Annotated in this window: 21 protein-coding genes; 9 read left to right on the top strand and 12 right to left on the bottom strand. The window is 73.3% G+C overall.

Features of this window, described 5'->3' with window-relative positions:
- Positions 1 to 64: 64 nt before the first annotated feature.
- Positions 65 to 1,831: a SulP family inorganic anion transporter gene (locus ACZ3TI_RS19005; protein WP_465727505.1), complete on the bottom strand. Its 1,767-nt coding sequence runs from the start codon at positions 1,829 to 1,831 to the stop codon at positions 65 to 67.
- Positions 1,828 to 1,980 (bottom strand): cation-transporting P-type ATPase, encoded by a 153-nt coding sequence (locus ACZ3TI_RS19000; RefSeq protein ID WP_465727503.1) that lies wholly within the window; start codon positions 1,978 to 1,980, stop codon positions 1,828 to 1,830. The genes ACZ3TI_RS19005 and ACZ3TI_RS19000 overlap by 4 nt, the downstream gene beginning before the upstream one ends.
- A 334-nt stretch (positions 1,981 to 2,314) precedes the next feature.
- On the opposite strand from ACZ3TI_RS19000, the gene ACZ3TI_RS18995 reads away from it, so the two are divergent.
- The gene (locus tag ACZ3TI_RS18995) at positions 2,315 to 2,806 is read left to right on the top strand and encodes a DUF1269 domain-containing protein (RefSeq protein ID WP_465727501.1); all 492 of its coding nucleotides are present in this window, start codon (positions 2,315 to 2,317) and stop codon (positions 2,804 to 2,806) included.
- A 108-nt stretch (positions 2,807 to 2,914) separates the two neighbouring features.
- Here ACZ3TI_RS18995 and ACZ3TI_RS18990 read toward each other — a convergent pair whose 3' ends face one another.
- From ACZ3TI_RS18990 to ACZ3TI_RS18980, 3 genes are all read right to left on the bottom strand, one after another.
- Positions 2,915 to 4,504 carry an alpha/beta fold hydrolase gene (locus ACZ3TI_RS18990; RefSeq protein WP_465727499.1) on the bottom strand — a complete coding sequence of 530 codons (1,590 nt, stop codon included), beginning with the start codon at positions 4,502 to 4,504 and terminating at the stop codon, positions 2,915 to 2,917.
- The gene (locus tag ACZ3TI_RS18985; RefSeq protein WP_465727497.1) at positions 4,501 to 5,871 is read right to left on the bottom strand and encodes an alpha/beta fold hydrolase; all 1,371 of its coding nucleotides are present in this window, start codon (positions 5,869 to 5,871) and stop codon (positions 4,501 to 4,503) included. The genes ACZ3TI_RS18990 and ACZ3TI_RS18985 overlap by 4 nt, the downstream gene beginning before the upstream one ends.
- Positions 5,872 to 6,396: 525 nt before the next feature.
- Positions 6,397 to 7,593 (bottom strand): TIGR03364 family FAD-dependent oxidoreductase, encoded by a 1,197-nt coding sequence (locus tag ACZ3TI_RS18980; RefSeq protein WP_465727495.1) that lies wholly within the window; start codon positions 7,591 to 7,593, stop codon positions 6,397 to 6,399.
- A 197-nt stretch (positions 7,594 to 7,790) separates the two neighbouring features.
- On the opposite strand from ACZ3TI_RS18980, the gene ACZ3TI_RS18975 reads away from it, so the two are divergent.
- The 5 genes from ACZ3TI_RS18975 to ACZ3TI_RS18955 all read left to right on the top strand — a co-directional run bounded on the left by ACZ3TI_RS18975 (position 7,791) and on the right by ACZ3TI_RS18955 (position 13,479).
- Positions 7,791 to 8,552, top strand: a complete 762-nt coding sequence (locus ACZ3TI_RS18975; RefSeq protein ID WP_465727491.1) for a GntR family transcriptional regulator — start codon at positions 7,791 to 7,793, stop codon at positions 8,550 to 8,552.
- A 4-nt stretch (positions 8,553 to 8,556) separates the two neighbouring features.
- On the top strand, positions 8,557 to 9,246 hold the full coding sequence (locus tag ACZ3TI_RS18970; RefSeq protein ID WP_465727489.1) for a phosphonatase-like hydrolase: 690 nt from the start codon (positions 8,557 to 8,559) through the stop codon (positions 9,244 to 9,246).
- 209 nt (positions 9,247 to 9,455) lie between these two features.
- Complete coding sequence (locus ACZ3TI_RS18965; protein WP_465727487.1) at positions 9,456 to 10,268, top strand: hypothetical protein; 813 nt, start codon at positions 9,456 to 9,458, stop codon at positions 10,266 to 10,268.
- 61 nt (positions 10,269 to 10,329) lie between these two features.
- Complete coding sequence (locus ACZ3TI_RS18960; RefSeq protein WP_465727485.1) at positions 10,330 to 12,489, top strand: bifunctional polysaccharide deacetylase/glycosyltransferase family 2 protein; 2,160 nt, start codon at positions 10,330 to 10,332, stop codon at positions 12,487 to 12,489.
- Between the two features lie 231 nt (positions 12,490 to 12,720).
- Positions 12,721 to 13,479 carry a maleylpyruvate isomerase family mycothiol-dependent enzyme gene (locus tag ACZ3TI_RS18955; protein ID WP_465727483.1) on the top strand — a complete coding sequence of 253 codons (759 nt, stop codon included), beginning with the start codon at positions 12,721 to 12,723 and terminating at the stop codon, positions 13,477 to 13,479.
- A gap of 87 nt (positions 13,480 to 13,566) precedes the next feature.
- Here ACZ3TI_RS18955 and ACZ3TI_RS18950 read toward each other — a convergent pair whose 3' ends face one another.
- The 5 genes from ACZ3TI_RS18950 to ACZ3TI_RS18930 all read right to left on the bottom strand — a co-directional run bounded on the left by ACZ3TI_RS18950 (position 13,567) and on the right by ACZ3TI_RS18930 (position 18,209).
- Entirely contained in the window at positions 13,567 to 13,920 is a 354-nt protein-coding gene (locus ACZ3TI_RS18950) for a zinc ribbon domain-containing protein YjdM (RefSeq protein ID WP_465727481.1), read from the bottom strand.
- 227 nt (positions 13,921 to 14,147) lie between these two features.
- The gene (locus ACZ3TI_RS18945) at positions 14,148 to 14,960 is read right to left on the bottom strand and encodes an ABC transporter permease (RefSeq protein WP_465727479.1); all 813 of its coding nucleotides are present in this window, start codon (positions 14,958 to 14,960) and stop codon (positions 14,148 to 14,150) included.
- A 9-nt stretch (positions 14,961 to 14,969) separates the two neighbouring features.
- Positions 14,970 to 15,899: an ABC transporter permease gene (locus ACZ3TI_RS18940; RefSeq protein ID WP_465727477.1), complete on the bottom strand. Its 930-nt coding sequence runs from the start codon at positions 15,897 to 15,899 to the stop codon at positions 14,970 to 14,972.
- Between the two features lie 3 nt (positions 15,900 to 15,902).
- Positions 15,903 to 17,099, bottom strand: a complete 1,197-nt coding sequence (locus tag ACZ3TI_RS18935; RefSeq protein WP_465727475.1) for an ABC transporter substrate-binding protein — start codon at positions 17,097 to 17,099, stop codon at positions 15,903 to 15,905.
- A 39-nt stretch (positions 17,100 to 17,138) separates the two neighbouring features.
- Positions 17,139 to 18,209, bottom strand: a complete 1,071-nt coding sequence (locus ACZ3TI_RS18930; protein WP_465727934.1) for an ABC transporter ATP-binding protein — start codon at positions 18,207 to 18,209, stop codon at positions 17,139 to 17,141.
- 199 nt (positions 18,210 to 18,408) lie between these two features.
- On the opposite strand from ACZ3TI_RS18930, the gene ACZ3TI_RS18925 reads away from it, so the two are divergent.
- Positions 18,409 to 19,974 (top strand): PucR family transcriptional regulator, encoded by a 1,566-nt coding sequence (locus ACZ3TI_RS18925; RefSeq protein WP_465727473.1) that lies wholly within the window; start codon positions 18,409 to 18,411, stop codon positions 19,972 to 19,974.
- 33 nt (positions 19,975 to 20,007) lie between these two features.
- Here the strand turns inward: ACZ3TI_RS18925 and ACZ3TI_RS18920 are convergent, their stop codons facing one another.
- Entirely contained in the window at positions 20,008 to 20,640 is a 633-nt protein-coding gene (locus tag ACZ3TI_RS18920; RefSeq protein WP_465727471.1) for a nucleotidyltransferase domain-containing protein, read from the bottom strand.
- Between the two features lie 97 nt (positions 20,641 to 20,737).
- Here ACZ3TI_RS18920 and ACZ3TI_RS18915 point away from each other — a divergent pair, with 97 nt between their 5' ends.
- Together ACZ3TI_RS18915 and ACZ3TI_RS18910 are read left to right on the top strand one after the other, a co-directional pair.
- Positions 20,738 to 21,145, top strand: coding sequence for a hypothetical protein (locus ACZ3TI_RS18915; RefSeq protein ID WP_465727469.1), 408 nt, complete (start codon positions 20,738 to 20,740; stop codon positions 21,143 to 21,145).
- A 21-nt stretch (positions 21,146 to 21,166) separates the two neighbouring features.
- On the top strand, positions 21,167 to 22,858 hold the full coding sequence (locus ACZ3TI_RS18910; protein ID WP_465727467.1) for a GMC family oxidoreductase: 1,692 nt from the start codon (positions 21,167 to 21,169) through the stop codon (positions 22,856 to 22,858).
- 28 nt (positions 22,859 to 22,886) lie between these two features.
- On the opposite strand, the gene ACZ3TI_RS18905 is transcribed toward ACZ3TI_RS18910, so the two are convergent.
- A complete protein-coding gene (locus ACZ3TI_RS18905) occupies positions 22,887 to 23,645 on the bottom strand; it encodes a DeoR/GlpR family DNA-binding transcription regulator (RefSeq protein ID WP_465727465.1) in 759 nt (252 codons plus the stop codon).
- Positions 23,646 to 23,881 lie beyond the last annotated feature (236 nt).

Here is a 23,881-nt window from a genome sequence, read left to right as displayed (position 1 = left end):
CGGGCGCGGCGGGACGGTCCGGTCAACGGCGGTCACCGGCCGTGTCCGGGCGCGACGCCGCCGCTCACCGAGCAGGGTCGTCCGGGGCGCCGTCGTCGCCCGCCCACGAGCGGTACGCGGCCACCGCCGTCGGCAGGGTGGGGAAGATCCGGTCGGCACCGACGGACTCGCTCAGGCCGTACGCGTCGAGCTCGTCGCGCAGGTCCTGCTTGACCCGGGCGAGGGCGAGGACGATGCCGCGGGCGTCCAGTTCGAGGCGCAGGGCGTCCAGCGAGTCCAGCGCGGTGATGTCCACTTCCACGTTCGCCTCGGTGTTGAGGACGAACCACCGCACCGGCTCCGGCTGTTCGGCCAGGGCGGCCAGCGCGCGGCGCCGGAGGTTCTCCGCGTTGGCGAAGAACAGCGGGGAGTCGTACCGGTAGACCAGCAGACCGGGAATGGTCCGCGCCTCGGGGTAGTCGTCGACGTCGTGCATGCCGGCCACTCCCGGTACCAGGCCGAGCACGGCGTCGTGCGGCCGCGCGACCCGGCTGAGCAGCTCGATCACGGACAGGCCCACCGCGACCAGCACGCCGTAGAGGATGTCCAGGCTCAGCACTCCGATCATGCAGCCGAGTGACAGCAGCAGTTCGCGGCGCCGGAAGGAGGCCAGCCTGCGGAAGCCGGCGAGGTCGATCATCCGGAGCGCCGCGAACACCACGAGTGCGCCCAGCACGGCGTCCGGTGTGTCGTGCAGCAACGGGCTGAGGAACAGCAGCACGGCGACCACGCCGACGCCGGCCGTGAGCGCGTACAGCTGGCTGCGTCCGCCGGCCGACTGGGCCAGCGCGGTACGGCTGGCACTGCTGCTCACCGGGAACCCCTGGAAGAAGCCGGCGCCGAGGTTGACCGCACCGAGGCCCAGCAGTTCCTGGTTGGCGTCCAACCGCCGCTCCTCACCGGCTCCCTCGAAGGCGCGCGCGGTGAGGATGAAGTCGGTGTAGCCGACCAGCAGGATGCCCAGCGCGGGCATCACCAGCCGGTTCAGCTGGGTGAGGTCCGGCAGCGCGGGGCGGGGCAGACCGGCCGGGATCTCGCCGATCACCGCGAGGCCGTGATCCTCGAGAGAGAACGCCGCCGAGATCGCGGTGCCGAGCACGACGGCCAGCAACGGGCCGGGCAGCCGGGGGAGGAGACGGGCCACCAGGAGGAGGAAGAGCAGGGTGGCGGCGCTGAAGGCGACCGTCGGCAGGTTGGCCTCGGTGACGTTCGACGCGAACGACTTCAGCTGCGGGAAGAACCCCTCCCCCCGCACGTCGACCCCGGTGAGCTTGGACAGCTGGTCCACGATCATGATCAGTGCCACGCCCGCCAGATAGCCGATCAGCACCGGGCGCGAGAGCAGGTCGGCGACGAAGCCCAGCCTGGCCAGCCAGGCCAGCACGCACAGCACGCCGACCACCACGGCCAGGCTCGCGGCCAGGACGGCGTACCGGGCGGTGTCGCCGCCGGCCAGCGGCCCGATCACGGTGGCGGTCATCAGCGCCGTGGTCGACTCCGGCCCGACCGACAGCAGGCGGGACGAGCCGACGAGGGCGTACAGCACGATCGCGGGCAGGATGGCCCACAGCCCGGTGACCGGCGGCAGGCCCGCCACGCTCCCGTACGCCATCACCTGGGGCACCAGGTAGGCCACCACCGTGGCCCCGGCCACCAGGTCGCCCCGCAGCCAGTCCCGCCGGTAGCCGCGGAGCACCGCGAGTCCCGGCAGGGTGGGCACGACGCGGCGCCACCCGTCGTCGGGGGCACCGGCGGACCGGGGACTCCCCGGGAGCTGCGGGGGCGCCGTCATGGACCGGCGGCGAGCAGTTCCGCCGCCCGGGCCGCGCTGAGCCCGCGCGCCGGGTCCACCCCGAGCGCGGCCGCGACCTCCTGGGGAGGACGCGCGTACCAGGGGGCCGGGGACTCCTGCGGTCCGGGCAGGTCGGACTGCTCCGTCATGCTCACTCCTCGCGGTCCGGGAAGGCGCCGATGGGATCCGCCGGTGGGATCCGCCGGTGGGATCGGGGAAGGCCGCGGTGCGTCAGTCCGTCCGGTGCTTCTCGCCGTCCGTTTGTCCGACATCGCCCCTACCATGTCCTCTCCCGGAGAGTGCTACGTGCCACGCTGTGGCCCCCGGGTGCTCGCGGCAATCCGACCGCCTCCGTCCGGGTCGGCCGACCCGCGGCTGCCGGTCGTCCGGGCCGCGGATCGCTCCACCGGTGGCCGTGTGGCGGGTCCCCGGCACCGGGCCGAGGATGGGGCTGCCGTGCATCCCCTGTGATCGGAGGCCGAGATGGCGACCCTGACGGTATGGCGCTTCCCCACCGCGACCGGGGCCGACGACGCCCTCGACACCCTGAGGAAGCTGCAGCGCCAGGAACTGATCAAGGTCCAGGACGGAGCCGTGGTCAGCTGGCCGGGCGATGCCAGGAAGCCCAGGACCCGCCATCTGAGCGACATGACCGGTATGGGAGCCGTGGGCGGTGCGTTCTGGGGCTTCTTCCTCGGGCTGATCTTCTTCGTCCCGGTTCTCGGCGCGGCAGTGGGCGCGGCCGGCGGCGCGTTGGGGGGCCACCTCGCGCACGTGGGCATCGACGAGGACTTCGTCAAGCGACTGCGGAAGAAGGTGACGCCCGGTACCTCCGCGCTGTTCGTCCTCAGCTCGGACGCCGTGATCGACGGGGTCAGGTCCGCGTTCGAGGGCCTGCACGCCGAACTCCTGGAGACGAACCTCTCGGCGGAGGAGGAGGCCCGGCTGCGCGAGGCCTTCACCGAGGGCGAGTGAGACCCCGGCGCCCCCGCGACCGGCACCCCGGGCCCTGCCCGCAGGCCCGCCGCTCCCCCACGCGGCGGGCCTGTCACCCGGGTCGGCCGGCCCTGCGGACATGCGGCCTTACGGCGCGATCTCGAACGCGGGCGGCTGGAGACCCGCGAGGCAGCCCGTGTCCGGCGTGATCGGAGTCTCGAAGAACGACCGCGTGATCGACTGCGCGCACGCCGAGTCGGCGAAGACCACGTGGGCGACGTAGGGGACCGTCACCTCGGTGGACCGGCTCAGCGTGCGGGCGGCGTACGGCCCGCTGCTCGGTGCGGTCTGGGCGTCGAACCCGCCCGACAGCACGAGGGTCGGGATGTCGCTGCGGGTCACGTCCCGGATCGAGGACGCTGCCGGCGGCACGTCCCAGGCGTCGCAGTCCGCGTGCAGCCAGGCGAGCAGCGGGGCGTTGACCAGCACCGAGTCGGGGAACGACGGGAACTCGCGCCGCCCCGCCTCGGTCACGTCCGCCTGGCTCTCGAACGGTGTCCACTCGCGGCAGAAGACGCCGTAGGCGAGCCCGTGGGAGACCCTGCCGATGGCCTGCGGGCTGAGCTTGCCGCCCGCCCACTGTTCGGCGATCCGCCGCGGGTTGCCGTGGGCCAGCTCGTCGATGGAGCGGGGCACGCCGGCCGCCAGGTGGGTGGCGGAGACCAGCCAGTTCACCAGGACTCCGCCGTCCAGCACGACCTCCACCGGCGCCGGTTGCCCCGGCACGGTGACGGTGGTGGTGAGCGGTCGGGCTTCGAGCTCACCGACGAGGCGCTCGAAGGTGCCCTTCAGACCCGGGTAGCGGTCGTTGCAGGCGGGCTGCCGCGCGCAGGCATCGAACAGGCCGTCGAAGCCCTCTCGGGCGGCCTTCCAGGTCACGGCCCCTCCGGCCAGCGACGGCGGCAGGACGCCGTCGATGCCGACCGACCGGATCCCCTTCGGGTGCAGGCGCATGTAGAGCAGGGCCAGGTCGGTGCCGTAGGAGATGCCGAACACGTTCCACTGCTCGATGCAGAGCGCTTCGCGCAGGTCGGCGTAGTCGGCGGCGCTCTCGGTGCCGTTGTACGCGCTGAGGTCGGCCCCTCGGCTCGCCAGCTCGTCGCGGCAGGCCCGGGTCGCGTCGACGTGCAGGCGCCCGGTGGAGGGCGCGCCGTAGACCAGGTTCAGCGCACGGGCGTTGAACTCGTCGATGTTCGGGCAGGTGAGCGCCGGGTCGGCCGAGTAGGTGCCCCGCTGGGACATGAAGATCACGTCCCGGTCGCGGTTCAGGCCGCCGTTGAGCGCCAGCTGGATCTCGGAGACCGCGTCGTCGCCGGGGCCGCCGGCGAGCCACACGATCGGGTCGGGCGCCGGTCTGCCGTTGGCGGCCGGCACGATCTCGACCGCGAGGGTGATCGTCCGCCCGTCGTGCCGGGAGCGGTTCTCGGGCACGGTGAGCGTTCCGCAGCGGGGGTTCTCGATCGGGGGTGCCGGGTCCGCGGTCCGGGGGCAGGGGCCAGGCTCGAAGTGGGCGTGGCCCACCGTGTGGGCGACGGTGCCGAGCCGCTCCCTGGCGCCGGACTCGGCCCGGGCCGGCAGTGCGGCGAGGCCGACGACGAGGAGCCCGGCGGCGGCCCCGGACAGGGTGGCGCGCAGCCCTCGCGCGGTGCGGCGGCGGGGCGGGGGGACGGGCATCATGCGGTTTCCGTTTCGGGGGTGACGGGGGTGATGGTGAAGGGTGCGGGAGCGAGATCCGCCACGCAGGCGGTGTCGGGCGCGGTCGGGTTGCGGAGGAAGGAGGCCAGGACGCTCTGCGCGCAGCACGACTGGGGAACCACCCAGTGGCCGATGCCCGGGATCCGCACGACGGTCGAGCGGGACAGCGTCCGGGCCGCGTACTGGCCCCAGCTCGCCCCGGTCTTGGAGTCGAAGGTGCCGGAGACGACGAGCGACGGCACGTCGCTGACGGTGGTCACCCGCTGGACGGACGTGCGGTCCGGGACGTCCCAGATCCGGCACACGTCGTACTGGAAGGGCAGCTGCGGCGCCTGGGCCAGGACGGCATCCGGCCAGTCGGGGTAGTTCCGGCGCCCCGCCGCCAGCACGTCGGACTGCGAGTAGCCCGGCGCCCACTCGCTGCAGGCGATCGACTCCTTCATCCCGGTGGCGAACTCGCCGATGACGGGCGTCGCGGCCGCGGCGCGGGCCCGCGCGAAGCGGTCCGGATTTCCGTGGGCGAGTTCGTCGAGTGCCGCGGGGAGGTCGACGAACGGGACGGCCTTGGCCACCACCAGGTCCACCAGCGTGCCCCCGTCGAGGACGACCTTCACCGGGCTTCCGCCGCCCGGTGGCGGCACCGTCAGCGTCAGGGGGTGTTCCTCCAGCCGCTGGACCTGCTCCGTCAGCGTCCGCTGGAGGTCCGGGTAGCGGCTCCGGCAGGCGGGTTGGGCCTCGCACGCCGCGAAGACCGCGTCGACCCCCTCCCGGAAGCTGTCCCAGGTCCACGGCAGCGTCACCACCGGCGGGGGTGCGACCGAGTCGATCGCCAGCGAGCGGATCCCCTCGGGGTGCAGGCGCAGGTAGGTGAGGCCGAGGTTGGTGCCGTAGGAGTACCCGTAGACGTTCCACCGGTCGATCTCCAGCGCCCTGCGGAGGTCGGCGAAGTCGGCGGCGTTCTCGGTGGTGTTGTAGGCGCTCAGGTCGACGCCCTCGGCGGTCAGACGGTCCCGGCACTCCTTCGACGCCCGCACCCGGAGCTCCCCGGTCGACGGCGCGGTGAAGGGCAGCCCCACGGCCTGCGCCTCGAACCGGTCGACCTCCGGGCACGCGAGGTTCGGCTCCGAGTGGAGGGTCCCGCGCTGGGCCATGACGATCAGGTCGTGGTCCCGGTTCACGCCGGCGTCGATCAGGAACGGGATGTTCCCGAACGCGTCTCCGCCCGGTCCCCCCTCCATGAACACCACCGGCTCCCCGGCCGGCGTCGCGGAGGCCGCGGGGATGAGCGCGACGGCCAGCCGGATGGTCCGCCCGTGGCGCAGGGAGCGGTTCTCGGGCACCTCCAGCATCCCGCACCGCCCGGGGACCGGCTCGGCGGTCTGGGGGCAGGGGCCAGGCACGAAGTGTGCCCGCGTTCCTGACCCGGACTCATGGACGGATGGTGAGGCCGCGCTGCTCGGTGTCGGCCCGATCGCCCCCAGGAAGGCCAGTCCGGCCGCGGCGAGCGCCGCCCCGCTGCGTGCTCCCCGGGAGCGCCCCCGTGGGGGCCGGTGTCTCGCCCGTCTCCGTGCGGATCTGCCGTTTCCGCGAACGGACGGCGGGCGGCTCGGACTGATGCCCTGTTCGACCATGTGCTACCGACTCCCGGTGTTCCCGGCCGCCCCGGTTCGGGACGACGCCGTGCGGCGCCCGCCCGCCGCCCCTGTGGTTCGGGTGGGCATCACCGGGAGCCAGCCTGCGTTCGTGGGCCGTCGTCCACCACTCGTGAACGCCACTTGGAGCACGGGGGCGAGGACCGGGCCGTGCAGGGTGAGCCTGGGGACGCGAACGTGGAGCGCCCGGTGGCTGGTGCCACCGGGCGGTCCGCGTCGGGGTCAGGCGCTCGGGGCGAGGGTGCCGTCGAAGGTGGCGGCCGCGAGCCCGAAGGACAGTGTCATGCCGATGCCCGAGGTCACGGAGATCGCGCGCACTCCCGGTGCCAGGTCGCGCACCAGCAGGGGACCGCGGGGGCTGCTGGCGTAGACGCCCTGCCAGCGTTCGAGGATCCGCAGGCGCTCCCCACCCAGGACGCGGGCGACGGCGTCGGTCAGCAGCTCGTGGGTGCGCTCCTCCACGAACGGCGGGGTGGTGGCGTCGTAGTGGTGCGAGTCGCCGACCAGCAGGGTGCCGTCCGGGAGCCGGGTGAACATCACATTGGCGCCGATCCCGAGCAGTTCGGGGCTGTGGCCCTCGACCTCCTCCCGTAGCCGGGCGGCCGACGGGCGGGTGGTGAAGGCGTCGTAGCGGAGCATCGAGGTGGCCGTCAGCACGGCGGAGTCGGTGCGGAAGCCGGCCGGGGCCTCGGCGCGGGCCATGGTGAGCCGGCAGCGCTGGATCTCGTGGTCCTCGGCGATGTCGGGGAACAGGTAGTCCAGGTCGTGGCCGACGCAGACCAGGATCCGGTCGCCGTGGACCGGGCCGCGGGTGGTGTGGACGGTGCCGGGCTCGACGCCGGTGACGGCGGTGCCCCACCGGACCAGGCCCCCCGGCTGCTGGTCCACCCAGCGGGCCAGGGCGGGCGCCGCCTCGCGCGGGTTCACCCGCAGGTCGGCGGGCAGCAGCGCGCCGCCCACCAGATCACCGGCTTCGCCGTCCGCGCGGCCGAGGAGCCGTGCCGTCTCGGCGGCGGTGCGCAGCCTGACCTCGTCGCCGCCGCGCTCGGCGCGCAGTTCCTCCAGGACGGCCACCTCGGTCGCCGACCGGGCCACCACCAGCGTGCCGGCCTCCTCGGCCCAGATGCCGGCGGCCTCGGCGGCGCGCAGCCAGCCGGGCCGGGACCGCTGGGCGAGGGCGAGCAGTTCGCCGTCCTGGGCGCTGATGCAGCAGTGGCCGAAGTTGCGGACCGAGGCACCGACGGGCTGCCGGTCGCGTTCGAGGACGGTGACGGACAGTCCGCGGCTCAGCGCCTCGAAGGCGTGGGCGAGGCCGATGATGCCGGCGCCGACGATCACCACGTCGCTGCGGCCGGGTGTGCCGGGCGCGGACGGACGGGAGGCGGCGGAGGCGGTCGTGAGTTCGGGGCTGCTGCTCATGGCTCCAGATTCCGGGCTCGTCGGCCTCAACGTCAAGGGGTGTCTATACAAGTTACCGTGCGTTCATCCACCTGACGACCGGCGGTCGGGGACGGTTGTCCGGGTGAACAGCCGGGTGAACGACCAGGTGACGGGCCCGGCAGCCGACCGGTGGAGCCGCCTTGAGAAGTTCCGCCCTCGGGTGTCATAGTCCACTTGTGCAGACAAGTGAGGAGCTCCCGCTCCACCAACGGCTCGGCGCCGAGTTCCAGCGCCGCATCGAGTCCGGCGAGTGGCCCGAGGGCCGGCCGGTGCCCAGCGAGGCGCAGCTCTGCGCCGAGTTCGGCACCTCCCGCGGCCCGGTCCGCCAGGCCCTGGCCCTGCTGCGCCACGAGGGCAGCCTGGTCGGCGGCCGCGGGAAGCCGCCCGTCGCCCGCCGCACGACCCCCTCCCAGCCGTTCGGCACCTTCCTGTCCTTCACCCAGTGGGCCCGCGGCATCGGCCGCGAACCCGGGCAGACCACCATCGAGGTGGCCCGCCGCCGGGCGACCCCTGAGTCGGCGGCCCGGCTCGGCCTCGCCGAGGGCGCACCGGTGGTCGAACTCGTCCGGCTGCGGCTGCTGGACGGCGTCCCGGCGATGCTGGAGCGCTCCACCTTCGTCCACGAGGTCGGCCGCATCCTGTTCGACTTCGACCCGGACACCGGTTCCGTCTACGAGGAACTGCTGCGCCGCGAGGTCGACCTGCACCGCGCCCGGCACACCATCGACGCCGTCGCCGCCGAGCCGCAGGACGCCGAGCTGCTCCGGGTCCCCGTCGGCGACCCGCTGCTGCGGGTACGGCGGCTGACCACGTCGAGCCTCGGCGTGCCGCTGGAGGACGCGGACGACCGCTACCTGCCCGCCATGGCCACCTTCACCATCGAGAACACCATCGAAGGCCGTACCGTCATCGGCCGCTACCGCACCGAAGAGGACTGACACCGTGATCGAGCTCGTCGCCCTGGACATGGCCGGGACCACCGTCAACGAAGCCGGTGCCGTCTACCGGGCGCTGCGCACCGCCGTCGAGCGGACCGGAGTGGGCGTCACCGAGGCCGACCTCCAGACCTGGATGGGCACCGACAAGCGCGAGGCCATCACCGCCCTGGTCCGCCTCGGCGGCGGCACCCCGACCCCGGAGCTCGTCGAGGAGAGCTACGCGGCCTTCGCGGAGTTCCTGCGCGAGGCGTACCGGACCACTCCCCCGCAGGCCATCCCCGGGGTGGAGGCGGCCCTCGCCGAGCTGCGCCGGCGGGGCATCAAGGTGGCCTTGACCACCGGCTTCAGCGACGACGTCGCGTACCCGCTGCTGGAGTCGCTCGGCTGGTCCACCGGCGAGGGCGGCAACCTCGACGCGGTCGTCACCTCGGACGAGGTCCCGCGCGGGCGCCCGGCGCCGCACATGATCCACCGGACGATGGAGAAGACCGGCGTCGTCGACGTCCGCCGGGTCCTGGCCGCCGGGGACACCGTCGTGGACGTCGAGGCCGCCGCCAACGCCGGGGCGGGCGTGGTCATCGGTGTGCTGACCGGCGAACTCGGCCGCGGCGACTTCGAGGGGCACCCGCACACCTACGTGCTGGACAGCGTCGCCGATATCCCGTCCCTCCCGGAGGTCCGGCCCACGGCCTGATTCCGTCACACGGGCCCTCACCCGAGCCGCCGGGGCGTGCGCCGCCCCGGCGGCTCGGATGCTTCCCGACCGAGCTCCGCGGAAAGGGGTGTGACAACACACCGCGAGTCGGCGCTGAACAGGTACGACCATCGCACCGCCGGTCCCGCAGTGACCGGCGGGTACGGCCGTGGCAACCCTGTGAACCGACAACACCTGGACTCGATACCGTGCCCGTCACGTCGTACGGCCCGTGGCCGACCGCCGAGGAGCAGCCCCAGCCTCCGCTGGTCCCGCGGTACTTCCCCGCTCCCTCGCCCGGCGACGCGGCTGCCGGGGCGCCGACCGAGCAGTTCGCCCCCGCGGCCGACCCCGCCCCCGCGGCCGACCCCGCCCCCGTGGTCGACCCCGCCGTCGCGGTCGATCCCACCGGGCACCTCCCGTGGTCCGGCCACCCGGAGGGCCCGGCCACCGCGGAGTACCCGGTCATCGCGGAGGGTCCGGCCACCGCCGAGCTGCCCGCCGTCACCGACACCACGGAGGAGCAGGCCGCGCCCCCGCCCGTGTTCGTCGACTCCTCCGGCCGCCGCCAGCGCCGGATGCGCCGGCTCGGCGCGGTGCTGGCCGTGCCGGCGGGCGGGTACCTCATGCTCCTGGGCAGCACCCTGCTCGGCGGCCCGACCGTGAACGCGCCGTTCCTCCCGCTGCCCCAGCCACCCGCGCCGAGCATGCCCGCGTCGGCTCCCACACCGTCCGACACATCGTCCGACACGCCGTCCGACACCCCCGAGGCCGCAGCCGAGGCCGCGCCCGGCGCGCCGCACACGACGACGCCGACCCGCCAGGGCGGCACCACTCCGGTCGGCCTCCAGCGCCCGACCACGCCCGGCGGGGCGGCACCGACCGAGCCCGGCACCGGCCAGCCGAGTGCGCCGGCGCCGGCCGCCACCCCCACGACACCGCCGAAGCCCACGCCCACCCCCGGACACGGCCGCCCGAGCATCCCGCCGGGTAACTCGGGAAACAAGCCCGCCAAACCCTGACACCCGACCGGGCACACTCCCCCGCACCGCCCACACCCCCCGCACCCCCGAAAGCAGCACCATGAGCACAACCCGACGACGAACCCCCGCCCCCGGCCGCAACCGCAGAGGCCGACGCGGCGTGGTCCGGCAGGGCCCGCTGCGCACCCACTGGCTGCTGCTGACCGCCCTGATGCTCACCCTCTCCGGCGCCCTGCTGCTCCAGGGCTACACCCAGCACACCTTCGACGACCGCCCGGACCAGTCGGCCACGCACGCGGGCGCGGGCACCGTCCCGGCGGCGATCCGCGACGGCGGTCCGGTGATCGACGCCGCCGGTCCGCAGCCGCGCAGCGCCACCCCCGGGCCCGGCACCATCGCCCTCACCTTCGACGACGGCCCGGACCCGACCTGGACCCCGCAGATCCTCGACGTCCTGCGGCGGGAGGGGGTGCACGCGACCTTCTTCGTGGTCGGCACCCAGGCCGCCGCACACCCGGACCTGGTCCGGCGGATGGTCGCCGAGGGCCACCAGATCGGCGTACACACCTTCACCCACACCGACCTCGGCCCGGCACCCGGCTGGCGCCGCTCGCTGGAGCTGCGCGAGACCCAGCTCGCGCTGGCCGGTTCGGCCGGGGTGACCAGCTCGCTGCTCCGACCGCCGTACTCCTCCGGCGCGGACGCCCTGGACGACCGCGAGTGGGACGCCGTGCGGCAGGCCGGGCAGGCGGGATACCTGACCGTGCTCACCACCCAGGACAGCGAGGACTGGCGCCGCCCGGGCACCGCGCAGATCGTCAAGACCCTGGACGACGCCCCGGGCGGCCCGGGGCGGATCGTGCTCATGCACGACGCGGGCGGGGACCGCTCGCAGACCGTCGCGGCGCTCTCGACCCTGCTGCCGCAGCTGAAGGCGCGCGGCCTGCACGTCACCACCGTCAGCGACGCCGTCGGCCTCGCCGACCCGGTGCACCCGGCCGGGACCGCCGACCGGCTCCAGGGGACCGCGTTCATCTGGCTCCTCCGGGGCGGCGACTGGACGCTCACCGCCCTGGGCTGGCTGCTGTGGGCGGCGGGCGCGATCAGCGTGCTGCGCGCCGTCGCCGTCCTGGTCGCCGCCCGCAGGCACAAGCGGCTGCGCCGCCGCCCCTGGGGACCGCCGGTCACCGAGCCGGTCAGCGTGATCGTGCCCGCGTACAACGAGTCCGCCGGGATCGAGGCCGCGCTGCGCTCGCTGCTCGCCTCCGACCACCCGGTGGAGCTGATCGTGGTCGACGACGGCTCCACCGACGGCACCGCCGACCTGGTCGAATCGCTCCACCTGCCGTACACCCGGGTGATCCGGCAGGAGAACGCGGGCAAGCCGGCCGCCCTCAACACCGGCATCGCCGCCGCCCGCGCGGAGCTGCTGGTGATGGTCGACGGCGACACCGTGTTCGAGCCGGACGCCGTCCGCCGACTGGTGCAGCCGTTCGCCGACCCGACGGTGGGGGCGGTCTCCGGCAACGCCAAGGTGATCAACCGCGGCGGCCTGCTCGGCCGTTGGCAGCACATCGAGTACGTGGTCGGCTTCAACCTGGACCGCCGGCTCTTCGACCTCGCCGAGTGCATGCCCACCGTGCCGGGCGCGGTCGGCGCCTTCCGCCGCTCGGCGCTGCTGGCCGTCGGCGGTGTGGGCGAGGAGACCCTCGCCGAGGACACCGACCTCACCATGGCGTTCTGCCGGGCCGGCTGGCGGGTCGTCTACGAGGAGCGGGCCAAGGCGTGGACCGAGGCCCCCGCCTCGCTGGGCGCCCTGTGGCGCCAGCGCTACCGCTGGTGCTACGGCACCCTGCAGGCGATGTGGAAGCACCGCGGCGCGCTCGTCCAGGGCGGGCAGGCCGGCAAGCTCGGCCGACGCGGGCTGCTCTACCTGCTGACGTTCCAGGTGCTGCTGCCCCTGCTCGCCCCGGTGGTCGACGTGTTCGCGCTGTACGGGCTGGTCTTCCTCGACCCGGTGCGGATCATCGGGCTCTGGGCGGGGTTCCTGCTGGTCCAGATGCTGATGGGCGCCTACGCGTTCCGGCTCGACAAGGAACGCCTCGGACCGCTGTGGAGCCTGCCGCTGCAGCAGTTCGTCTACCGGCAGCTGATGTACCTGGTGGTGATCCAGTCGGTCTTCACCGCGCTCGCGGGATCCCGGCTGCGCTGGCAGCGGATGCAGCGGTACGGCACCCTGCGGGTCCCGGCGGGTGGCTGAGTCCTGAGCCCTGCTGCCCTGAGCCCTGCTGCCCTGAGCTGTGCTGCCCTGAGCCGTGCTGCCCGTCCGGGCGGGGACCGGGTCTCCGTCCGGGCGGGGACCGGCTCTCCACCCGGGCGGGCTCGGGAAATACTTGACAGGTTCAACCTTTCAGGCCTAGCGTCACCCCGATTGCTTCATGTGCTGAAACATTGGGCGCCCGCCAGACCCGCACCCCTGGGAGAACCGTTCATGACCCCGCTCGACCACGGCACCGCCGTCGCCGCCGAGACCGCCCGCTTCGTCGCCGCCGTGGAGCACGCCGACCCGTCGCTCCCGGTGCCCGGCTGCCCGGGCTGGACCCTCGCCGACCTCGTCCGCCACACCGGCAGCGTGCACCGCTGGTTCACCGTCCTGCTCCGGCAGCGGATCCAGGAGCCGCCGCGCAGCCGCGACGTCGACCTGCAGCTGCCCGAACGGCCGGAGGACTACCCCGCCTGGCTCGCCGAGTCCGCCGAGCAGGCCGCGAAGGCGTTCGCCGAGACCGACCTCGACGCCCCGATGTGGGCCTGGGGTGCCGACCAGCACGCCCGCTTCTGGGTGCGCCGGATGCTGTTCGAGACCCTCGTCCACCGCGTCGACGCCGAACTCGCGCTCGGCCTGACCCCGGACCTCGACCCGGCCCTCGCCGCCGACGGCGTGGCCGAGTTCCTCACCAACCTGCCCTTCGCCGCCCTCTTCGCCCCCAGGACCGCCGAGCTGCGCGCCGACCACCGGACCATCCGCTTCACCCGCACCGACGGAGCCGGCGACTGGCTGGTCCGGCTGCGCCCCGACGGCTTCGCCCTCGACGAGGACGCCACGGACACGCCCGCCGACGCCACCCTCCGGGCCACCGCCGCCGACCTGCTGCTCGTCCTCTACGGCCGCCTCGACCGCACCGCCGACCGCGTCGAGGTGACCGGCGACGAGGACCTGCTGGCCCACTGGTTCGCCAACTCCGCCTTCTGACCCGGCCGTACGGGCACCGAAAGCCCGAGGGCCCGTCCGCGCGTGGCGGACGGGCCCTCGGGCCGCGGTACGGGCGGGGCCGGCGGGTCAGGCCTTCTTGACCACGCTGGACTTCAGCTGCATCGCGCCGAAGCCCTCGATGCGGCAGTCGATGTCGTGCCCGTCCACACCGTCGACCAGGCGGATGTTGCGGACCTTGGTGCCCGCCTTGATACCGGAGGCGCTGCCCTTGACCTTGAGCGCCTTGACGACCGTCACCGTGTCGCCGTCGCTCAGCACGTTGCCGACCGAGTCCTTGATCACCCGCTCGCCCGCCCCGGCCGGAGCCGCGGCGTCACCCGGCGCCCACTCGTGGCCACACTCCGGACAGACCATCAGCGCGTCCATCTCGTAGGTGTACTCGCCGCCGCACTTCGGGCAGGCGGGGAGATTGTCGCTCATGCTCACAGGATCCAGTCGCTCGGGGTTTTCCGTGGTCAGCGGGACTGGGCCGGCCGCTCGCACCGTTCCCCGTCGAACACCGCGGTCACGTCAGGATCTATGGATATGAATAATTTTTCAAATCGCTTGTTCGTCATGTGGCGGATGCCGACACGGATGCCCGGGTCCCGACGGCGTTCGGGCAGGCTGCGGTCGCCGGCGCCTACCGCGATGCCGGGCGGCCGGGGTCAGGGCCGACCGCCCGGGGTGTCGGCGGACAGCCGTTGGGCCAGGTACACCGGGAGGACGGAGAGCAGCACCAGGACCGCCGCCACCACGTTGACCACCGGGGCCTGGTTGGGCCGTGCCAGGTGGGCGTAGATCCAGACCGGCAGTGTCTGCACGCCGGGCCCGGCGGTGAAGGTGGTCACCACGATCTCGTCGAAGGAGAGCGCGAAGGCCAGCAGCCCGCCCGCCAGCAGTGCCGACCGCACGGCCGGGAAGGTGACGTACCGGAAGGTCTGGAAGGTGTGCGCGCCGAGGTCGGCGGAGGCCTCCTCCGCCGAGGGCGACATCCGGCGCAGCCGGGCGATGACGTTGTTGAAGACCACGACGATGCAGAACGTGGCGTGCCCGATGACGACGGTGAGCATGCCGAAGCCGATGCCCGCCGGGCCCAGCACGGTGCGGAACGCGGCGTTGAGGGCGATGCCGGTGACGATGCCGGGCAGCGCGATCGGCAGGATCACCAGGAACGACACCGTCTGCCGGCCGAAGAACCGGTAGCGCTGGACCGCGAAGGCGGTCATGGTGCCCAGGACCAGCGCCACCAGCGTCGCCCCCGCCCCCGCCCGCAGCGAGGCGAGCAGCGCGCTGCGGGCGCCGTCGGACTGCCACGCCCGGACCCACCACTCGGTGGTGAGCCCGGTCGGCGGCCAGGCGAAGGAGCGGTCCCGGTTGAGCGAGTTGAGGAGGACCAGCAGCAGCGGTAGGTAGACGACGGCGAGGCCGACGACGGTGGCCGCGCGCAGCGCGATGCGGGTCCGGCGGGAGAAGACCACGGTGCTCCCCTACAGCGAGTCCAGGGCGCCGGTCCGGCGCACGGCGAGCAGGTAGCCGACGATCAGGGCCACCGGTACGCAGGACAGCGCGGCGGCCAGCGGCAGGTTGAGCGTCACGTTGTCGGCGATCGCGGTGCCCAGCATCTGGGTCTTCCCGCCGACGATCCGCACGGCGATGTAGTCGCCCAGGCTCAGCGAGAAGGTGAGGACGGACCCGGCGAACACCGAGGGCAGGACGTGCGGGAGGACCACCGAGCGGAAGGTCCGTCCGGCGGAGGCGCCCAGGTCGGCCGAGGCGTCGAGGAGGTTGGCCGGCAGGTTCTCCAGCCCCGCGTGGATCGGCAGGATCATGTACGGCAGCCACAGGTAGGCGAGGACGACGATGACCGCCGTCGTGCCGTACCCGGGGCTGCCCACCCCGACCGGGCCGCCGAGCCAGTCGAGCACCCCGCCCTGGCTGAAGATGGTCCGCCAGGCGTACGCCTTGACCAGGTAGCTCGCCCAGAGCGGGGTCAGCACCGCGACCACCAGGAGCTTGCGGGTGCGCGGGCGAGCGATCCGGGCCATGTAGAAGGCCATCGGGAACGCCACCACGGCGTCGATCACCGTGACCGCGGCGGCGATGCCGAGGGTGCGCAGGGCGATCGACCGGTACACCGGCTCGGTGAGGACGGTGTGGAAGTTGGCGGTGTTCCAGACCCGGACGACGTCGAAGGTGAAGTCGTCGACCGCCCAGAAGGCCGAGAGGAGCAGGACCGCGAGCGAGCCCAGGTAGGCGAGCACCAGCCAGGCCATTGGCGCGGCCAGCAGCAGCGCCAGCCGCAGCCGGGTGTGCCGGTGCAGGACGGAGGCCGCCTGCCGCACGGCGCCCCGCCGCACGCCGCCGCGCCGTGTGCCGCCGTGCCCCGTGCCGACCTGCCGCTGGGCGTTGATCGCCATCGGTCAGCCCTTGATCTCGGTCCAGGCGGCGGTCCAGGCGGCGTAGTCGGTGCAGGACGCGCCGCGGCCGTCCAGGCAGTTCTTGACCGGGGTGGTCCAGTAGTGGACGTCCTTCCAGTACGGCTCGTCGGTGGCGTGGAAGGTGGTGCAGAAGTTCTTGTCCGAGGTCTGGTCGCAGGCCTTGGCGTTGGCCGGGGCCTCGCCGAACCACTCGGCGACCTGGGCGTTGGCCTTCGGCGAGACGATCCAGTTCATCCACTGGTAGGCGCAGTTGGGGTGCGCGGCCTTCGCCGACACCATCCAGGTGTCCGACCAGCCGGTGGCGCCCTCCTTCGGCAGCACCGCCTGCACCGGCGCCTTGTCGGCCTGCGCCATGTTGGCGATCACCTGCCAGGTGGTGCCGACCACGGTGTCACCGGTCTTGAAGGAGTTCTCGGCCTTCTGGTAATCGCTCCAGTACTCGCCGACCGCCTGGTGCTGGGCCTTCAACAGGTCGACGGCGGCCTTGAGTTGGGTGTCGTCCAGGGCGTAGGGGTTCTTGATGCCCAGGTCCGGCTTGGCCTGCATCAGGTACAGCGCCGCGTCGGCGATGTAGATCGGGGAGTCGTAGGCGGTGACGTGCCCGGCAAAGGACGAGGAGCCGTCGAAGACCACGCGCCAGGAGTCCGGCGCCGGCGAGACCTTGTCGGTGCGGTACATCAGCAGGTTGGCGCCGCGGCCGTGCGGGATGCCGTACATCTGGCCGTTCACCGAGTTCCACGGCTGGTTCTTCAGGCCCTCGAAGACGTCGGCGTAGTTCGGCACCAGGCCCGTGTTGACGGGTGCGACGTCGCCGGCCGCGATCAGCCGCAGCGTCGCGTCGCCGGACGCCGAGACGGCGTCGTACTGGCCGGTCTTCATCAGCGAGACCATCTCGTCCGAGGTGCCGGCGATCTTCGTGTTGACCTTGCAGCCGGTCTGCTGCTCGAAGGGGTGGACCCAGTCGACGTTCTTGTCGTCCGAGCCGTCCTCGGCGTAGCCCGCCCAGGCGACCAGGTTCACCTGGCCCTCACCGGCGCCCAGGGACTGCGGCATCGGAAGCTTCGGCGGGTTCAGACCGTGGGCGGTGCTGCTCGTCCCGGCGGAGCTGCCGCACCCTGCGGCCAGCAGGACGACGGCCGCGGCGGCGGCCGCGGTACGGGCGGTGGCGGGGATGCGCATGGCGGTGTGTTCCGATCTTCGAGGAGGCGATGGGGGGGTTCAGGCGCCGACGCGGACGGTGTGCCTGCGCTGCCAGGCCAGCACGACGTCGGTGCCGCGGTGGCGGAGGACGTCGGCCGAGCCCTCGTCGAGGTTCTGCCGGACGGCGGTCAGCCGCCCGCCGGCCTCCAGGTCGACCAGGAGCCGGGTGTGCCCGCCCGCGTAGACCACCTCGGCCACCCGCCCGACCGCCGACAGCTCGTCGGGCCCGGCGGGATCGTCCGGGTGCGCTATCCGGATCTTCTCCGGCCGCACGCTGAACAGCCCGGCCTCGCCCACGACCTGCTCCGCCGCCGCACCGTCCAGCAGGTTGGAGGTGCCGACGAAACCGGCGACGAAGGCGGTGGCCGGGTGCTCGTACACCTCGGCGGGCGAGCCGACCTGCTCGATCCGCCCCGCGTTGAACACCGCGACGCGGTCGCTCATCGTCAGCGCCTCGTCCTGGTCGTGGGTGACGAACACGAAGGTGATCCCCACCTCGCGCTGGATCCGCTTGAGCTCCGCCTGCATCTCGTGGCGGAGCTTCAGGTCGAGGGCGCCGAGCGGCTCGTCGAGAAGCAGCACCTTCGGGCGGTTCACCAACGCCCGTGCCAGCGCCACCCGCTGGCGCTGTCCACCGGAGAGCTGGGCGGGCCGACGCCGCTCGAAGCCCTCGAGCCGGACCATCGCGAGCGCCGCGCGCACCCGCTCCGCCCGCTCGGCCCTGGGCACCCGGCGGACCATCAGGCCGTAGCCGACGTTGCGCTCCACCGTCATGTGCGGGAAGAGCGCGTAGTCCTGGAACACCGTGTTGACGTCCCGGTCGAACGGGGCGAGACCGGTGACATCGGCTCCGCCCAGCAGCACCCGGCCCGAGGTCGGCGCCTCGAAGCCCGCGATCATGCGCAGCACCGTGGTCTTCCCGGACCCGGACGGGCCGAGCATCGCGAAGAACTCGCCCTCGCCGATCTCCAGGTCCACGCCGTCGACCGCGCGGACCTGGCCGTCGAAGGTCTTCGCCAGCGCTTCGAGCCGGACCGCGCCCGGGGCCGGGGCCGGGGCCGGTCGCGGCGAGCGCTCGCTGTCGTCCATCACGTCCTGCGTCAACTCGTACGGCCCTTCCGGTCGGTGTCGCATGGTCGGTCTCGCCACGGTCGGTGTCGCGGGGACGGTGCCGCGGGGCTGGTGGTGCGAGAGGGGCGTACGAAAACGTAGGGAGATTCCCTCGATCCGGCCATGGACGCCTGCACGGTCTTCCCTCCCCGAGTTGTGCGGCACTACAGTCCGGCGCATGTCGGTGACGCTGCGCGAACTGCTTCGGGAACAGGACCTCGGCCTGCGGCTGTGTACCGGCGCGGCCGGGGTCGAACGGGTCGTCCGCTGGGTCGCGGTGACGGAACTCGCCGATCCGACACCGTGGATGACGGGCGGGGAGCTCCTCCTCACCACCGGACTGCGGCAGCGGACCACCGCCGCGCAGACCGCCTTCGTCCAGCGGGTGGCGGCCGCCGGTGCGTCGGGGATCGGCTTCGGCACCGGGCTGAGCCACACCACCGTGCCGCGGGCGACGGTGGCCGAGGCGGAGCGGCTGGGTCTGGCGGTGCTGGAGGTCCCGTACGAGACGCCGTTCATCGCGGTGAACCGCCTGGTCGCCGAGCGGATCGCGACCGAGGACCACAGCGCGCAGCGGCGGTTGGTCGACCAGCACGACCTGCTGGTCCAGGCCCTGCTGACCGGCGAGGGGCTGCCCGCGCTGCTGCGGGTGCTGCGGCGCGCCTGCGGGTCCGAGGTCGCCGTGGTCGACCGCCACGGCACGGTCCTCGCCGCCGCCCCGGAGCGGTCCGGCGCGCTGCTCGCGGAGGTACGGGCGGCCGGGCCGCTGTCCTCGGATCACGCCGTGGGACCGGACGGCGCCGAGGGCCCGGACCGGCCCGGTCGCGCCGGACCGCTGCGGCTGCCGGTGCAGGTCGACGGGGTGGTCCTGGCGTTCCTCTGCCTGCGCTCGCCCGGCCGGGCGGCGGACGTGCTCCCGTACGCGGTACGGCTGGTCGGGCTGGAGCTGGCCCGCCGTCAGGCCCACCTGGCCGGGCGGCGGGAACTGGTCGGCCAGGTCCTCGAGGACATCGTGCGGGACGTGCTCGCACCGGCGGCCGCCGAGCGCCGGCTCGCCGCGTTCGGGCTCGACGCCAAGGCCGCCCACCGGGTCGTCCTGGGCCGCCTGGCGCCGGAGGAGGAGGGGCCGGCGGCGGACCGGCGGCTGGCGCGGCTGCCCTGGCTGACCGCCGACCGCCCCGACTCCCCCGAGCCGGCGCTCACCGCCGTCGTCAACCGGTACCTGGTGGCGGTGCTCCCGCAGTCCGCGCCCGCGGAGGAGCCGGCCCGGCGGCTCGGCACCGCCCTGTCCGGTCTGGACACCCGCGCCTCGGTCGGGATCGGCGGCTGCTACCGGGGCGTCGACGGTCTGCGCTGGAGCTGGTTCGAGGCGCAGGCGGCCCTCACCAGGGGCCCCGGCGTCCACGCCGGCGACCCGCTCAACCTGCCGTGCCTGCTGCTGTCCAGCCCCGATCTGCCGTTGAAGCAGCTCGCCGCCGAGGTGCTGCGCCCGCTCACCCGCTTCGACCGGGCCAACCAGGCCGAGCTCGTCTCGACCCTGCACGCCTACCTGGCCGCGGACTGCTCCGTCCAGACCGTCGCGGACCGGCTGTTCGTCCACCGGAACACCGTCCGCTACCGCCTGGACCAGATCGAGCGCCTCACCGGCCGGTCCCTGCAGTCCATGCAGGACCGCTTCCAGCTCTGGCTCGCCCTCCTCGCCGCCTACCCCGACCGGGAGTCGGCGGTCTCCCGGCAGGACTGACCGCCCCAAGATCCGGCTACCGGCTCGCGGCGGCTAGAGGGCGTCCAGCCAGCCGTGCCCCGGGTGCACCCGGGCGAGCAGCGTGGCGAGGGTCCGCCGCTGGGCCTCGTCCATCAGGGCGACCGCGCCGGTGAAGTCGTGCCGGTCCTTGGGGCGGAGGGCCTTGGCCTTGAACAGCAGCGCCAACTCCGGCGCCAGATAGGGGATCCCGTCGGAGGTGCGGCGGACGACGGCGCCGTACGGCAGGCGGATCGACGGGTCGCGCCGGCAGATCCAGGTGTCGCCCTCGTGCGGCTCGCGGAACACGTCCACCAGGAAGTCCCCGGTGGACGGGTCGCGCAGCCACGTCTGGTGGGTCAGCTCCCAGACCTCCGGTGCGGGCGTCTCCCAGATGTGCCCGGACGCCACGATGTCGAACGCGAACCCGGGGAACCGCGCCCGGATCTCGGGGAAGCCCTCGGCGGGGACGGCGATCTCGAGGTCACCGTGCGGACGGGTCCGCCCGCCCCTGAACAGGTCGACCGCCCAGCCCCCGGCCACGCACCAGGGGACGGACACCCCGGCCAGCCGGGCCGCCACCTGGGTGGGTGTCCAGGCGTTCGTCCACCTGGCCTCGGCGGCCGATTCGCTGAGCTCGACGCCTCCCGGAGGGAGTCCTTCGGTCATCCCGTCAGCCTACCCAACTCGCCGGAGGCCCTCCCGTGGTTTGCGGGCGAACGCCGTCACACTGGGTGCCGACTCGATCACGAGAGGCACCCGCCACATGTCACCCGCCACGGACTTCCTCGCGCTCTCCGAGCACCTCACCGGTGAGCCCGCCCTCGACGAGCAGCTCGCCGAGGCCTTCCGGCTGCGACTCGAAGCGGCCTATCCCGCCGACCTCGACCGCCTGTTGGACGCCTGGCGCGCCGCCACCGCGACCGGCGACACCGACAAGGCGCTGAAGACCGCGCTCGACGGCGACACCGCGCTCGCGCTCGCCGCCCGGGCGACCGTCACCGTCTGGTTCACCGGGCAGTTCGCCCGGCCGGACGAGACGACGGACCCGCCCGGCTCCTCCGCGCAGTGGCGCTCCGGCCTGATCTGGAAGGTGATCCAGGCCCACCCCGGCTCCGCCGCCCCCGTCCCGCCCGAACCCAGCGGCTACGGCTACTGGACCCAGCACCCCTGAGCGGGAGAGGAACCGACCACCATGGACTTCGACTTCGACCTCGTCATCGTGGGCGCCGGCGTCGCCGGCGCGCTCACCGCCTGCACGGTCAAGACCGCCAAGCCCGACGCCAGGATCCTGATCCTGGACGCCGGCAACAACGACACGGGCCCGGCGGAACGGGCCGCGTTCGTCGAGGCCTACCAGCTCTCCCCCACCAAGGCCGTTCCGACGCCGTACGCCGACCTGCTCAACAACAAGGACGGCTTCGCGCCCTCCCAGGACGGCGTCGGCGACAGGACCGTCATGAACCTCTACTACGACCAGGTCGGCCCCGACCTGTTCAAGAGCGGCTTCCAGCGGATGACCGGCGGCAGCACCTGGGTCTGGCGGGGCAACTGCCCGCGCTGGCTGCCGAACGACTTCCGGCTCGCCACGGTCTACGGCCGCGGGGTGGACTGGCCGTTCGACTACGACGAGTTGGAGCCCTTCTTCGCCCGGGCCGAGCAGGAGCTGGGCGTCTCCGGCAACGACGCCGAGTGGGCGGGCCTGACCCGGCGCAGCAGCCGGTTCCCGATGCCCGGCATCGCACCGAGCTACGGCGATCTGCGGGTGCGGGCGGCGCTGGCGGACATGCCGCCCGTCGACAACGTCGAGGTGGTCCCGATCACCACGCCGCAGGCCCGCAACTCCCGGGAGTACCAGGGGTACAGCTCCTGCCAGGGCAACTCCAGCTGTCTGCCGATCTGCCCGTCCGGCGCGAAGTACGACGCCGGGCGGCACGTGCGGAAGGCGCTGGGCCTCGGGGTCGAGCTGCGCGGCGCCCGCGTGGTCACGAAGGTGGCCCAGCAGCAGGACGAGGCGTCGACGGTCACCTTCAAGAACTGGTCCGTGCCCGACCTCGCCGAGGAGAGCGTCACCGCCCGGCACGTGGTGCTGGCCGTCAACGCCGTCGAGACGCCGAAGCTCTGGCTGATCTCGGGCCTGAAGAACACCAGCGACCAGGTCGGCCGGAACCTGATGGACCATCTGACCGACGAGGTCGTCGGCCTGCTCGGCGAACCGGTCTTCCCCTTCCGCGGCCCGCAGAGCACGCTCGGCATCGAGAACTTCCGGGACGGCGCGTTCCGCAGGGACACCGGCGGCTTCCGGATGACCGTCGGCAACGACGGCTGGGGGCGGACCGAATCGCCCGAGACCGCGCTCGACCACCTGCTGTTCGACACCGCCACCAAGAAGATCCGCACGACCGGCACCGAGCTCAGGGACGCCCTCAACCACCGGGTGAGCCGGATGCTGCGCTTCAGCTACTCCACCGAGCAGCTGCCGAACCCGGACAACCGGGTCACGCTGTCCGACAAGCTCGACGCACTCGGACTGCCCCGCCCGAGGCTCGACTACCGGATCGACGCCTACTCCAAGGCCGCGCTGGCGTACGGCCACAGCGTCGCCCACCGGATCTGGCAGTACCTGGAGGGCACCATCGGCGCGGAGGAGATCTCCCCGGCGGCCCCGACCGGGAAGTACAAGGGCTCGGGCCACCTGATGGGGACGATGCGGATGGGGACGACGGGCGCGGACTCGGTGGTGGACGAGTTCGGCCAGTCCCACGACCACCCCGGCATCTGGGTCGTCGGCTCCTCGGTCTTCCCGACCGGCGGCACCGCCAACCCGACCATCACCCTGGCCGCCGTCACCCTCCGCGCCGCCGACAAGCTGGCCGCCGCGCTGTAGCGCACCGAGCCGGGCCTGACTCCTGGCGTCAGGCCCGGTGGATCCGCACGCCGGAGTCGGCGATGGCCTTCTCCTGGGCGTCGGACAGCCCGCTGTCGGTGACCAGGTCGTGCACGTCGGAGAGCGGGCAGATCGACGCGAAGGTGACCTGGCCGACCTTGGTCCGGTCGGCGAGGACGACCGCCCGGGCGCTGCGGCGCACGAAGGTACGGTCGGTCTGGGCCTCCATCTCGTCGTGGGTGGTGCAGCCCTCCCGGGCGGTCAGGCCGTCCACGCCGATGAAGGCGAGGTCGAGGTGGTAGCGCTGGAGCATGGCGTCCGCGGCCGGGCCGACCAGTTCGTAGCTGGCCGAGCGGGCGATGCCGCCGATCACGACCAGCCGGACCTCGGGGCGCACGATCAGCTCGGCCGCGATGTTGACGGCGTTGGTGACGACGGTGACGTTGCCCCGCTCGCCGAGGATCCGGGCCAGTTCGGTGGTGGTCGTGCCGCCGGACAGGCCGACCACGGCGCCCTCCGGCACGAGTTCGGCCGCCGCGCGGGCGATGGCGCGCTTCTCCTCCTGCTGCTTGCCGCTGCGGTGCCGGAGCGGGAGCTCGAGGTTCACCGACCCCGTCACCGCTCCGCCGTGGGTGCGGTGGAGCAGGCCCTGGTCGTGCAGTTCCTGGAGGTCGCGGCGCACGGTCGCGCCCGACACCCCGAGCAGTTCGGAGAGCGCGTGCACATCCGCGCTCCCCACCTCGGTGATGTGGGACAGGATCCGGGCGGCGCGATCAGCTTTGAGCATGAACGGAGTGTAGGTCAGGCAACAGGTGGGGTGGATTCCGGAAGCAGTCGGGCAGCCGCGATCCGACCGTCGATTCCTGCTTATACTTGCGCAGATTCGAGCAACTGTGAGCACAGGCCGAGGAGATCGCGATCATCACGAACCGTGACCGTACCGCCCTGGCCGGAGCCCGCCTGGTCCTGCCCGACGGCGTCGTCGCCGAGGGCGGCCGCCTGGCCGTCGAGGGCGACCGGATC

This window comes from Kitasatospora sp. NPDC023120, from assembly GCF_055560835.1.
Note: the sequence above shows the minus strand (reverse complement) of the source record. Positions and strands in the feature narration are given on the sequence as shown.